The following is a 13,311-nucleotide window of genomic DNA, read 5'->3' on the forward strand; positions in this document are numbered from 1 at the left end:
GGTTACTAATTGAAAGATCCATTGTCACAAGGATATTTGTAAATCAAGGTCGCTTAGTGTTTCCGAATGAACGGCCACTTTCCATCAAAAAATCTTTGTGGAAGTGTGGAAGATTAATCAGGTAATGTAATGGTATCCATCTTCTGGCATTAAAAACAGAAGGTGGTTTGTCTCATGAAATCCATTAGCTTTTTGAGGAGGATATATGTGTGATAAAAACTGAGCATAAAATTAGAGGGCTGGGCGCGATGTATAATGCTTCTTATCATTTCTTCCAGAAAAATATTGAAGCAGGCAGAGGGGATAAAGCCGCTATTTATTATGAGAATCGATCTTATACCTATCAAGAAATCGATACACTGGGTAACCAATTTGGAGCAGCTTTAAAAGAACTGGGTACAGAGATGGAACAGCGCGTCCTACTTATATTACATGACTCTCCAGAATTCATCATTAGTTTCTTCGGAGCAATTAAGGTTGGTGCAATTCCGATTCCAACCAATACTCTTTTGCCAATAAAGGATTATGAGTATCTTTTGAATAATAGCCGTGCAAAAGTGTTGGTTACGACTTGTGAACAATGGGATAAATTAAAAATCAATAAAAATAGATTACTATTCTTAAGGCATGTCATCCTGGTTGATGGGGAAAATCAAGACTTGATGGAAGAAAACGAACACACTTTCCAAGAGATTACCCGCAGGCAATCTAAAGTACTGCCGCCTTGTTATAGCAATATCAATGATCAAGCATTCTGGCTCTATACATCAGGCAGTACAGGTGAGCCAAAAGGTGTGATTCACCTTCAAACCGATATGGAAGAAGCTTATAAAAATTACGCCAAGAACATTCTGGAAATTACTGAAAATGATATAACTTTTTCTGCATCGAAGCTTTTCTTTGCCTATGGTTTGGGTAACGCGATGTATTTCCCTTTTGGAGCAGGGGCTACCACTGTTTTAATGCCGGACCGTCCGACTGCAGAAAAAGTGTTCGAAACGATAGAGAGGTATCGACCAAGCATCTTTTTTGGTGTCCCCGCTTTGTATGGATCCATGCTCAATTATCTTGAGAAGACCAAGAATACCTATGATCTCTCTTCGATAAGACTTTGCGTATCAGCTGGTGAGGCGCTCCCGGCTTCTTATATCGAACAATGGAAGAAAACGTTCGGCTTGGATATCATTGACGGTATAGGTTCTACCGAATCTCTTCATATATACCTTTCTAATCAGGTAAATCAAATTCGGCAAGGAAGCACAGGGAAAATCGTTCCAGGTTACGAGGCTAAAATAGTGGATGAACATGGTCAGGAAACACAGGTGAATGAAGTGGGAGATCTTTTAATTAAGGGGGAGAGCATTGCTGCCTCCTATTGGAACCTTAATGAAGAAAATAAAAAGAAGTTTATTGGTGATTGGCTAATGACAGGAGATAAATACTTTAAGGATGAAGATGGCTTTTTTTGGTACGCGGGCCGCATTGATGACATGATGAAGGTAAATGGGATCTGGGTTTCGCCAATAGAAATTGAAAACGCCCTATTATCACATCCCGATGTACTGGAAACTGCTGTTATTGCTGTAAAGGATGAAAATGATTTAATAAAACCCAAGGCCTATATCGTATTGAAAGCAAGTGCGGATCCTAATGAAAGAATGAAAGCGGAAATAAAAGGATTTGTAAAAAAAGTGTTAGCACCGTATAAGTATCCCCGCGTCATTGAATTCGTTAATGAATTACCAAAGACTACTACAGGGAAAATACAAAGATTTAAATTAAGAGAGCCTGAGATTCAATGATAATCGTAAACAAATGGAGGAATCATTCTCAAATCATGCTGCTTCAAAACTAAAATCTTGAAAGATTGTGAATTCAGTAAAGGGATACATTCTGCGAGCAGTATGGTTTTATAGTATCTTGAGGACATACAAATGGGGATGGGGGCGAAGCGAAGTGAATGCAAGAGCATATCGAGATGAATTGCTCGAAGTGGCGCAAGGAAAACGACCCGCTGATATATTCATAAAAGGCGGAACGGTGATAAATGTTTATTCTGGTGAATTTCTTCAGCAAAATATTGCACTTTATAAAGATTGCATTGCATATATCGGGGAACGTGAAGTAATCGTTAATGACGACACCACCGTTATTGATGCCAATGGTTTGTTCGTGTCTCCAGGATTTATCGAAACTCATGCACATCCTTGGGTGGTATACAATCCAATAAGCGTAACGGCAAAGGTATTGCCATTGGGGACCACCACAACCGTGAATGATAATTTATTTTTTTATTTGCACATGGGTCACTCGGGATTTAAACGGCTTGTAGGCGACTTGAAGAAATTGCCTGGAAATTTCTTTTGGTTAGTAAGATTAGTTTCTCAGGCCATTTATCCGGGTGAAAGGGACTGGTTCAACAAAGAGGATATAATGGACCTTCTTTCGCTTGAAGAAGTACTTGGAACTGCAGAAGTGACTCGTTGGCCTTTATTATATAAAGGGGACCCCGTATTACTCGACATTATAGATGTAGCAAAAAAAATGGGAAAAGTAGTTGACGGGCATAATGCTGGGTGCTCTTATGAAAAATTAAATTCGATTGCAGCTTCAGGTATAAGTGCCTGTCATGAAGCAATAACGGCGGAAGAAGCCCTGGATCGATTACGGTTAGGATTATGGACAGTTCTTAGAAATAGTTCGCTTCGTCCTGATTTGTCAAAGATAATCAAGCTGATTACAGAAGGACAAGTGAGTACGGGCAGGATATTAATGACAACAGATGGACCGCACCCATCTTTTATTGAAAAAGAAGGATTCGTCGATGGGCTCGTCAGGCAAGCGGTGGAATTAGGAGTCCCTGTTATGGAAGCTATTCAAATGGTGACCATCAATGCAGCTACTTACCTAAAACAGGATGATTATATTGGAGGATTGGCCCCGGGGAAAAAAGCGGATATATTGCTATTGCCTGATTTGATAGAGTTCCGTCCGAACTTGGTAATCTCAAATGGACAAATAGTGGCTGAAAATGGCCAATTGACGATCCAGATGCCAGATTTGGATTGGGGTAGGTATTTACCGGAAAAACCATTTTCATTTTCAGCGGGAATTTTAGCAAATCATGATTTGTATCTATATCCAAACGAATCTTCAAGCGATTCAGTACCTGTTATTCACTTTCTTAGCAATGTAATAACCAAACGGAAAGATTTGGTGCTTCCAACCAAGAATGGGTTTGTCGATCTTTCGAATCAAGAAGGACTTATGTATGCAGCTCTGATCGATAGAAAGGGGGAGTGGGTGACAAAAGGTATTTTAGAAAAGTTTGCGGTGGATTTAGATGGGATGGCCTCAACCTTTAATACGACGACGGACTTGCTTACCATCGGTAGAAATCCAGAGGCAATGTCAATAGCAGCTGCACGTGTTCATGAAATGGGAGGCGGTGTGGTCATTGTTGATGGCAAAGAAATCATCCTCGAAATTCCTTTACAGCTTACGGGAATGATGACTTCTGAACCTTCATTTGATAGAGCCGTTGAATTTAATGACAATTTATTAAAGGCAGTCCAATCGAGGGGCTTTCCATTCCACGACATATTATATACCTTATTATTTTTAACATGCGACTTTCTTCCTGGGCTACGATTGAATCCCTTTGGGCTATACGATGTGAAAACGGATAAAATCTTATTTCCTTCCATAGCCGTAACGTGCGAAATGAAAGCGTAGAAAAGATGATGATAGTTAATAGTTTCCGTTTGAATACCAAAAAAGACATATAAAACGAGGCTGCCAGTACACCTGCCTTTTGGTATACTGGCAGCTTATTTTGTTCGTGCTATTAAGAAAGAAAATTCCTTGATCACAGACTCTATATTCATTCGGTTTCATGCTTGCCCATCCAAACAAGGATGGGCTTTACTCATTTCTTGCAACAGCATAAGTATTCCGGTAAATGTAAAAGACTTCATTATGGGAAAGAGGTTTTATTCATAGGTAGAATGTCTGGAGGTTTTTTAAATTCAAAAATGAATTAATGGTGTAATGATGAATCCTCTACAAGTAGGCTTTAGTATGGAATAAAATTCATTATTGAATTAAAAGGATCTTTACATCGAGCTATTCTCACACATGTATGACTTGGCATGCAAGTTGCATTGATAAACAAGTATAAATCAAGCATGCACGATATGAAATTCGTTTATGTGTGGAGGGATAAATGGTGCGAAAAACGATGAATCAACCATGGAAGCAATGGTATGTTGAAAAAATGAAGTCTATGAAGCTACCGGAAATGTCCGTCTATTCACTCCTTGATATAACAGCTAGTAAGTTTCCTCATCATACTGCCATTATTTATGAAGACAATTCAATGGATTATAAGAATCTTAAAATGCAGGTAGATAAACTAGCAGGGAAATGGAGTGAAATGGGCTTTGTTAAAGGAGAACGAATTGGTCTGATGATGGCTAACCACCCTTATTTCATAATCAGTTATTATGCCGCCCAGGCATTAGGTCTGATAGTTGTACAGATGAATCCCATGTATAAACCAAGGGAACTATTGCAAATTTTAATAGATTCGGGTGCTAAGTATATTGTATTTGATCAAACCGCCGCGAATACGGTCGAAGAAACGAAAACGATATATGAGTTTGCCGTCTGCATGAAAACGGAAGAAGTTCAAAATCAAGATGGTTCACATTCGCTTCAATCAATGATTCAATCCGGTAAGGTCATGACAGAACCTGTAATCATCAACCCGTATGAAGACACTGCCGTCATTCAATATACAGGCGGGACCACTGGCAAGATGAAGGGAGTCATGCTTACTCACCATAATTTGACTTCCAATGTCGTACAGAGCTTTGAAATGTATGGGGATGCCATGGTCCCTGGTGAAGAAATCGTTTTGGCAGCAACGCCTCTTTACCATGTATATGCGATGACAAGTGCGATGAACTTAGGTATCTATATAGGAGCTGCCATTCTTTTATTTTCGAAATTCGATCTCCAACACGTTCTTACTAACATTAAAAAATACCGCCCGACTTTTTTTCCTGGAGTTCCAAAGATGTATAATGCCTTCGTCAATCACCCAGAAATTGAAACCTATGGACTGGATTGTTTAAAAAGTTGTTCTTGTGGCTCTGCCCCCCTTCCAGTAGAAGTGATTAAGCGATTTGAATTGCTGACCGGTGCAAAAATTGGTGAAGGCTTCGGTTTATCGGAAGCTTCCCCTTCCACGCATCGTAATCCGCCTTTTGGAAAAAGGAAAATAGGGAGCATCGGCATCCCGTTTCCAGGAACGGACTGTATGATCATCGACGATGATAATAATGAAGTGCCTAACACTGGTGTCGGTGAGTTGCTCATAAAAGGACCGCAAATCATGAAGGGCTATTGGAATAATGAAGCCGAAACCAAAAAGGCTTTACAGAATGACTGGCTATATACCGGTGACCTTGCGGTGATGGATGATGAAGGATATTTCTATATCGTCGGCAGAAAAAAAGAAATGATCATCGTTGGCGGATTCAATATTTACCCGCAAGAGGTGGAAGGGGTTCTATATGAACATCCGGCTATTAAAGAGGCAGCCGTGGTGGGTATCCCCCATAAAGAAAAAGGTGAAGTGGTGAAAGCATTCATCGTACCGAAAGATGGCGCTTCAATAGACCTTGAAGAAATAGAAGGATATTGTTATTCCCAGTTGACGCCCTATAAGGTTCCGAAAGTATTTGAAGTAAGAAAAGAACTGCCGCGAAACACAGTGGGTAAACTTTTAAAAAGATTGTTAGTTAAGGAAGAACTTGAAAAGGAAAAATGATAGTGAGGGAAGTGGTTGGTTCGCATGCTCATTCCAACATGCGATGTAAGAAATGCTCAATTTCATGACTATGATTACATTTGATGAAATGCGAGATTGTACAAACATAAAGAAAAGAGGAGGGATTCATATGCGTTGGGTTGTTCTCATTCTATTATTCTTTGGAGCCGTCATTAATTTTGCGGATAAATCGATCGTCGGTCTGGCAGCTGTTCCTATCATGAAAGAATTCGACCTTTCCTATGCGGAGTGGGGGCTTGTCGGAAGCAGTTATTACTGGCTCTATCCAGTAACGGGAATCTTTGGGGCGGCATGGGCTGATCGCCTGGGGGCCAAAAAAGTGCTTGGATTCATCATGTTGACATGGACTGTTTTGCAATTCGGCGTTTTAGCCATTACCGCGCTTCCATTTTTGATTCTATACAGGATTTTACTGGGCGCATTCGAAGGTCCTTATAGCCCAATTGCATATAGTCATGCTGATAAGTGGTTTCCGCCGAAACTAAAAGGCTTCGCCAATTCCGTAGTGGTTGGCGGGGGAACGGTTGGTGCAATGATCGTGGCGCCCATCCTCGTTTCCTTAATTACGATATTCGGTTGGAAGGTTGCCTTTGCCACTCTCGGTGCAGCAAGCCTTGTTTGGTTCTTCCTCTTTCAATTTTTAACAAAGGAAAATCCAGTTGAAGTATATGAAAAAGTACAAAAGAAAAAGAAAGCAAAACTTGAAAAGTTCAAAGTGAAAGACTTTCTGTTGCTGCTGGCGTCACCTACTGCTTTATTTACGACCCTGGCATATTTTTCAACGTATATCCTAGTTGTTTGGTTTTCAGTTTGGCTCCCGATTTATTTAGTGGAAGCCGTAAAAATGACTCCCGGCCAAATGGGAACCAGTGTAGCAATAATCGGAGTCGTCTCTGTATGCATTTATATGGGTGTTTCGATGGTGTCTGACCATTTATACAAGAAGAATCAGAATTGGCGGTCATCTAGGGTATTTGTCGTCGCGGGCGCAATGATCCTGGGGGCATTGTTTTTTTCATCAATCATGGTCTTTCAAAATCCAATCTGGGTGATCGTCGCCATGTGTTTAGCAAAGGGACTGACGTACGCCATTTTACCGATTGGACCAACGATCATGATCAATGAAATGCAAGAGCGGGGTGGATTGATGACGAGCATCCTAACATCATCAGGGAACATGGCAGGCATCATTGCCCCTCTTTTAACAGGCTATATCATAAGTTTAGCTGGAGGAAATAAACTGTTGGGCTATAACCTATCTATTTTGTTCATGGCCATCCTTGTCTTGGCTTTTGGCATCCTATTTGCCATATTCGTAAAACCTGCTAAATCAACAGGGAACCAGAAAAATAAACAATCGGGGAACTTTGATCTTAAGTCCTCATAAGTATGGCGGACCAGTTTAACGTCAAGGTCATCAATAATTAAGGAACCTCAAGGTGTAATAGAAAAGGAAAAGGAGCGGATGAAGAAATGAATAGAGATGCCGTCATAGTTTCTGCAGTACGGACAGCAATTGGAAAACAGGGAGGTGCACTTGCATCGGTTCCCGCTCACGTATTTGGGGCGGTAGTGGTGAAAGAAGCCATAAAACGAGCGAATGTAGAACCTGAAATGATAGATGATGTTATCATGGGGAACGTTTTAAGCGGGGGTGGAAACATAGCCAGATTAACGGCGTTGGAAACAGGCCTTTCCATTCATCTGCCGGGACTGACAGTTGATCGTCAGTGCGGTTCGGGCATCAACGCTATCAATCTGGCTGCACAGGCGATCCGGGCAGGCGAAGGAGATGTTTATATCGCCGGTGGTGTAGAGAGCATGAGCAGGGCGCCTTACTTGATGGATCGTCCGGAAAAAGCTTACAGCGCGAGGCCCCAACAGTTCAGGAAGTCGCAGTTGTCCCCAAAAGAAATTGGCGATCCGCCAATGGGAATCACCGCTGAAAACTTAGCTGATAAATATGAGGTCAGCAGGGAAGAACAAGATGAATTTGCCTTCCAAAGTCAAAAAAATATGGCAAGAGCCATGGAAGAGGGCCGTTTCATTGAGCAGATTGTGCCAGTAAGCATTCCGGTCAGAAAAGGTGAGGCCATAGAGTTTAAAGTGGATGAACATCCACGCCCGCAAATAACGAAAGAAGGGCTAGCCAAATTATCACCAGCGTTTTTAGAAGGCGGATCCGTGACGGCAGGCAATAGTTCGGGATTAAATGATGCCGCGTCTGCCCTGGTTATAATGTCAAGGGACAAAGCAGAAGAATTGGGGATAAAGCCCCTAGCGACGATTAAGGCATCGGCTGTTGCAGGGGTAGATCCAAATTATATGGGGATAGGGCCAGTACCCGCCATTAGAAAGGTAATGGAAAAATCAGGACTTTCATTAAGTGATATGGATATCGTTGAAATTAATGAAGCCTTTGCGGCTCAAGTGATTGCTTGTAATAGGGAGCTTGATTTGGATCCCGCAAAAGTGAATGTGAATGGGGGAGCCATTGCTCACGGACACCCTCTCGGTGCGACAGGTGCCATCCTCATTACGAAAGCGGTGTGCGAATTGAAGCGTTCCGAAGGAAGATTTGCTCTTATCACAGCCTGCATTGGAGGCGGACAGGGAATTGCGACGATAATTGAGCGTGAAGCCTGAATTGATAAAGGTAAGAACGCTAGTTAACTAGAAGATTGTTCCTATTGAATTCGATCCAATTATACGTGAATGATTAGCTGATAAAATGTCATTAAATGAAATCCCTTGTATGGTGCGGGATGAACTCACCATTGTATCACTTTACGTGAACAATCCTAAGGAGGAAAATAATCATGACAATCACTTTAACCAAGGAAATGCAGCAAATGAAGGAAATGATCCATAATTTCGTCGAAAGGGAAGTGGAGCCTTACGCCTTACAAATTGAAGAGGAAGATGCCATCCCGCAGCATTTGGTGGAAAAAGCAAAAGACCTTGGCTTATTCGGGATAAGCATTCCTGAACAATATGGTGGGATTGGCTTAAATGCAGTGGGAAAGGCTACCGTATTGGAGCAGTTAGGAAGGACCCATAATGGTTTTGTTTCATTGATCAGTGCTCATACAGGGATTGGCAGTACAGGTCTAGTTAAGCTTGCATCCGAATATTTGAAAGATAAATATTTGCCTGAAATGGCAGCGGGCACTAAAATTGGAGCTTTTGCTTTATCTGAACCAGGAGCGGGATCGGATGCTACCAATTTGGCAACAAGTGCAGAAAAGAAGGGGGACTATTGGGTGATGAACGGGACGAAACATTTCATCACCAATGGACCGGTTGCCGATGTTTATACAGTATTCGCATTAACGGATAAAGACAAAGGGGCAAAAGGAGGGATTACCGCTTTTTTAGTAGAAAGGGATTTTCCAGGCCTGACTGTCGGCAAAAAGGACAAAAAAATGGGGCTAAGAGGATCGTATACTTCACAAGTCATTTTCGAGGATTGTATCATACCAGAAGAAAATGTTATCGGCGAAGTTGGCATGGGCTATATCTCTGCCCTTAAAATTTTAGGTGAAGGGCGTGTAGGGCTGGCTGCAAGAGCGGTGGGATCATGCGGAAAATTGATTGAATTATCAGGTAAATATGCGAAAGAGCGCATTCAATTCGGCAAACCAATCGCAGACAACCAAGCGATTCAATGGATGCTTGCTGATATGGCGACGGAAACGGAAGCTGCAAGGGCATTGACGATGATGGCGGCACAAAAGATTGATGAAGGAAAAAAAGTGATCAAGGAATCATCAATGGCAAAACTGTTTGCTTCTGACGTTTTTAATAGGGTAGCGGATAAGGCGGTTCAAATTCATGGCGGAATGGGATATATGGCCGAATATCCAGTTGAACGTTTTTATCGTGATGCCCGCATTACTAAAATATATGAAGGAACGAATGAAATTCAACGCTTAATCATTGCAAGGAATGTCTTGGAAGAGTGCTAACCGGTTTCCATTTTAAATAACAAACGAAAAGAATTAGAGCCATAATCATAGCTTGTTGACGGATATTCTTTGAAATTAGTATATGGAACTTCAAGGGGGAGAAACGATATGAAAGAAGATATTGTAATCGTGAGTGCTGTACGAACACCGATAGGACGATATGGAGGCGCATTTAAGGAATTGAGTTCTGGTCATTTGGCGAGTATTGCCATCAAAGAGGCAATCAAAAGGGCCCATATAGTAGCTGAACAAGTGGATGAAGTCATTTTGGGGGAGGTTAGGCAAACGACTGAATCCTCAAATGTGGCGAGAGTGGCGGCACTGCGGTCAGGGATTCCCGATTCTGCTCCAGCTTTTACAGTAAATCGATTATGTGCATCGGGAATGCAGGCCATCACTTCAGCAGCACAGCAAATAGGTTCCGGCCAAGCCGATATTGTCGTTGCCGGAGGAACGGAAAGCATGAGCCGTGCCCCCCTTTATTTAAGAAGTGCCCGGTTTGGGGGAGATCGGACCCAACTTGTAGACTCCAATACTGAACCTGGACAACAGCCTCAAGAAATTTATGGAAAAGGTTTAGGGATGGGAATCACCGCTGAAAATGTCGCACAGCGATACAATATTTCCAGGGAAGAACAAGATGCCTTTTCGGTCGAAAGTCAAAGAAGAGCGGCAAAAGCGATAGAAGAAGGAAAGTTCAGGGATGAGATCGTTCCTGTCCAGGTCATTGATAGGAAGACTACGGTTACTATTGAGGCGGATGAATACCCTCGACCTGATACCACCTTCGAAAAGCTAGCAAGCTTAAAACCGGCATTCAGGGAAAATGGAACCGTCACTGCAGGGAATGCCTGTGGCCGTAATGATGGAGCTGCCGCATTGGTATTAATGAAAGCTAGTGAAGCGGAACGGTTACGAGTAAAACCAATCGCAAAGATTGTCGATTGGGCCACTGCGGGAGTTTCTCCTGAATTGATGGGAATTGGTCCTGTACCAGCCGTCGGAAAACTTTTGGAGCGCACCGGGAAAAAAGTAGAAGAAATTGGGCTTTTCGAATTAAACGAGGCGTTCGCTTCACAGGCATTGGCAGTAATCAGGGATTTATCACTTGATGAAAACAAGGTTAATGTAAATGGTGGAGCTATAGCACTGGGACACCCAGTCGGATCTACGGGTGCACGGATCGTGACGACATTAATATATGAACTGATTCGAAGGAAAGAAAGATATGGAATTGCTACACTTTGTGTTGGTGGGGGACAGGGAATGGCAATTATGGTTGAAACGATATAGATTTCCAGGAATAAAAAGGAGAGGAAACTCCATGCAGTTCTGCTCCTTTCGGTATATTAATTGGATCGCGCAAAAGTGAGGGGGAGGAAAAATTTGCCTGTTGAAGTGGAGGATATACGCAACCAATTCGAAAGTAGTGCATTCTTTTCACATATAGGGTTTGAAATCATTCGGTTTGAGGAAAGCAATGTTACTATAAAATTAAACATTGAAGATCATTTACTTAATGTTAATGGAACCCTGCACGGTGGTATTCATGCTACCATGCTGGATACCATTCTCGGAATGGTGACCCGCTCGGTGACTAAATCCAAAGTTGTGACAACAAGCTTAAATGTAAATTATTTATCCAGCATATCGAGCGGAGAATTATTTGCAGAAGCAAAGGTCCTGCAAAAAGGATACAAAATTGCCTTTACAGAAGGAGAGATAAAAGACGCTGAAGGCAATATCATTGCAAAAGGCACTGGGATATTCAAAATCATTCGTGATAAATGAGGCAAGGATGACCAAACAATGAGAAAAGCGTTAAAAACGAGCCATTTTAACAGAAAGAATGAGGTGTGAAGAATTTGACTAAAATTTGGCATGAATTTTATCCAAAAGGAACCCCTTCTGTAATGGAGATTCCCTCATTGTCATTATACGGACTTTTAGAGCGTTCGGCCCATCATTACCCTACCTGCAAAGCAGTCATAGATGGAGAGAGGGAACTGACTTATTTGGAATTGAAGAATGCATCAGATTGTTTTGCCGTGGATTTATACAATCAGGGATTTCAATTAAATGATCGGATAGCAATCATGCTGCCAAATTGTCTAGAATATATCATCGCCTATTATGCCATACATCGTTTGGGTGGAGTGGTCGTTCAAGTAAACCCCATGTATCAGACAAGTGAATTAGCATATATTTTAAGTGATTCTGAAGCGACCTGGTTCATCGGTCGTGAGGAACAACTGGATAAATTGGTGCTGGCTGGTTTTTCTGACAAGCTAACGTTTATTTCTGCGGAAACAATACTGAAAAGTGGAACGGATTTATCCGGGGTGGATATGGTACTTCCTGCATTGGCCATCGATCCCGAGCAAGATTTGGCTGTACTTCAATATACAGGTGGGACTACAGGTAAATCAAAAGGAGTCATGCTCACGCACTCTAATTTGGTTTCCAATGTTTTTCAAGACTTTTCCTTTACGGCAAATTCGCTTCTACTCCAAAGACCCGGCGAACGAATGCTTGGATTGACCCCATTATTTCATGTGTTTGGTAATGGACGATTGAATAGTGCCATATATGCCGGATCGACTTATATCACATTAGAAAAATTCGAAATAAACAAGGTGGTAGATTTGATACGGAAACATAGGCCAACGATTTTCCCAGGCGTCCCGACCATGTATATCGCCTTATTGAATCATCCGGATTTAACGGCGGATGATTTAAGTTGCTTAAAGTACTGCAGCTGCGGTTCAGCCCCGCTCCCGATAGAAATCATCCATCAATTCGAAAAAAAATTAGGCATTTCGATATCGGAAGGGTTCGGCATGTCTGAAACTTCACCTACAACACATCGGAACCCTGTAATGGGACAAAAAAAGCCAGGAAGTATTGGAATTCCATATCCTAATACTGATGCCAAAATCGTTGATTTGAAAACAGGGACAGATGAATTGCCAACAGGGGGAATAGGTGAACTTATCATTAAAGGACCGCAGGTAATGAAGGGGTATTGGAATAATCCTGAGGAAACGGTAACTGCTTTACGTGACGGCTGGCTATACACGGGGGACATCGCGACGATGGATGAAGAAGGATATTTTTATATAGTAGGAAGAAAGAAAGATATGATCATAGCAAGCGGCTATAATGTTTATCCAATCGAAGTGGAAGATATCATTTATCAGCATCCAGCTGTAAAAGAGACATGTGTATATGGAATTCCGGATACATACCGAGGGGAAACGATTAATGCGGCCATAGTCTTAAAGAAAGGAAAGTCAGTCACGGAGCAGGAAATCAGGGAGTTTTGCGTGCAGAGATTGGCCAGATACAAAGTGCCGCGAAGTTTTGAGTTCAGGGAACAACTGCCAAAATCAGCTGTAGGGAAAATATTGCGTAGAATATTAATGGAGGAAGTAACGCAGAAATAAGTATCAGTTATCGTAAGGGAGCTCATATGAAACCCTAAAT

The 13,311-nt window shown here is 41.9% G+C and carries 9 protein-coding genes; all 9 read left to right on the forward strand.

Annotation, left to right across the window (positions count from 1 at the left end; translation table 11 throughout):
• The first annotated feature begins 248 nt into the window (after nucleotides 1-248).
• The 9 genes from ACQKMH_RS21030 to ACQKMH_RS21070 all read left to right on the forward strand — a co-directional run bounded on the left by ACQKMH_RS21030 (nucleotide 249) and on the right by ACQKMH_RS21070 (nucleotide 13,271).
• Nucleotides 249-1,802, forward strand: a complete 1,554-nt coding sequence (locus ACQKMH_RS21030) for a benzoate-CoA ligase family protein (RefSeq protein WP_427589381.1) — start codon at nucleotides 249-251, stop codon at nucleotides 1,800-1,802.
• A 154-nt stretch (nucleotides 1,803-1,956) separates the two neighbouring features.
• Nucleotides 1,957-3,735: an adenine deaminase C-terminal domain-containing protein gene (locus ACQKMH_RS21035; RefSeq protein WP_427589331.1), complete on the forward strand. Its 1,779-nt coding sequence runs from the start codon at nucleotides 1,957-1,959 to the stop codon at nucleotides 3,733-3,735.
• Nucleotides 3,736-4,225: 490 nt separating this feature from the next.
• A complete protein-coding gene (locus ACQKMH_RS21040) occupies nucleotides 4,226-5,836 on the forward strand; it encodes a long-chain-fatty-acid--CoA ligase (protein ID WP_427589332.1) in 1,611 nt (536 codons plus the stop codon).
• Between the two features lie 130 nt (nucleotides 5,837-5,966).
• Nucleotides 5,967-7,244, forward strand: coding sequence for an MFS transporter (locus ACQKMH_RS21045; protein WP_427589333.1), 1,278 nt, complete (start codon nucleotides 5,967-5,969; stop codon nucleotides 7,242-7,244).
• Nucleotides 7,245-7,330: 86 nt separating this feature from the next.
• Nucleotides 7,331-8,503: a thiolase family protein gene (locus ACQKMH_RS21050; protein ID WP_427589334.1), complete on the forward strand. Its 1,173-nt coding sequence runs from the start codon at nucleotides 7,331-7,333 to the stop codon at nucleotides 8,501-8,503.
• A gap of 173 nt (nucleotides 8,504-8,676) precedes the next feature.
• Nucleotides 8,677-9,825: an acyl-CoA dehydrogenase family protein gene (locus ACQKMH_RS21055; RefSeq protein ID WP_427589336.1), complete on the forward strand. Its 1,149-nt coding sequence runs from the start codon at nucleotides 8,677-8,679 to the stop codon at nucleotides 9,823-9,825.
• A 108-nt stretch (nucleotides 9,826-9,933) separates the two neighbouring features.
• A complete protein-coding gene (locus ACQKMH_RS21060) occupies nucleotides 9,934-11,118 on the forward strand; it encodes a thiolase family protein (protein WP_427589337.1) in 1,185 nt (394 codons plus the stop codon).
• Nucleotides 11,119-11,211: 93 nt separating this feature from the next.
• The gene (locus ACQKMH_RS21065; RefSeq protein ID WP_427589338.1) at nucleotides 11,212-11,616 is read left to right on the forward strand and encodes a PaaI family thioesterase; all 405 of its coding nucleotides are present in this window, start codon (nucleotides 11,212-11,214) and stop codon (nucleotides 11,614-11,616) included.
• A gap of 65 nt (nucleotides 11,617-11,681) precedes the next feature.
• Entirely contained in the window at nucleotides 11,682-13,271 is a 1,590-nt protein-coding gene (locus tag ACQKMH_RS21070) for a long-chain-fatty-acid--CoA ligase (RefSeq protein WP_427589339.1), read from the forward strand.
• The last annotated feature ends 40 nt before the right edge of the window (nucleotides 13,272-13,311 follow it).

The sequence above is a fragment of the Peribacillus sp. NPDC097895 genome (assembly GCF_050277555.1).
Taxonomy (GTDB): domain Bacteria; phylum Bacillota; class Bacilli; order Bacillales; family DSM-1321; genus Peribacillus.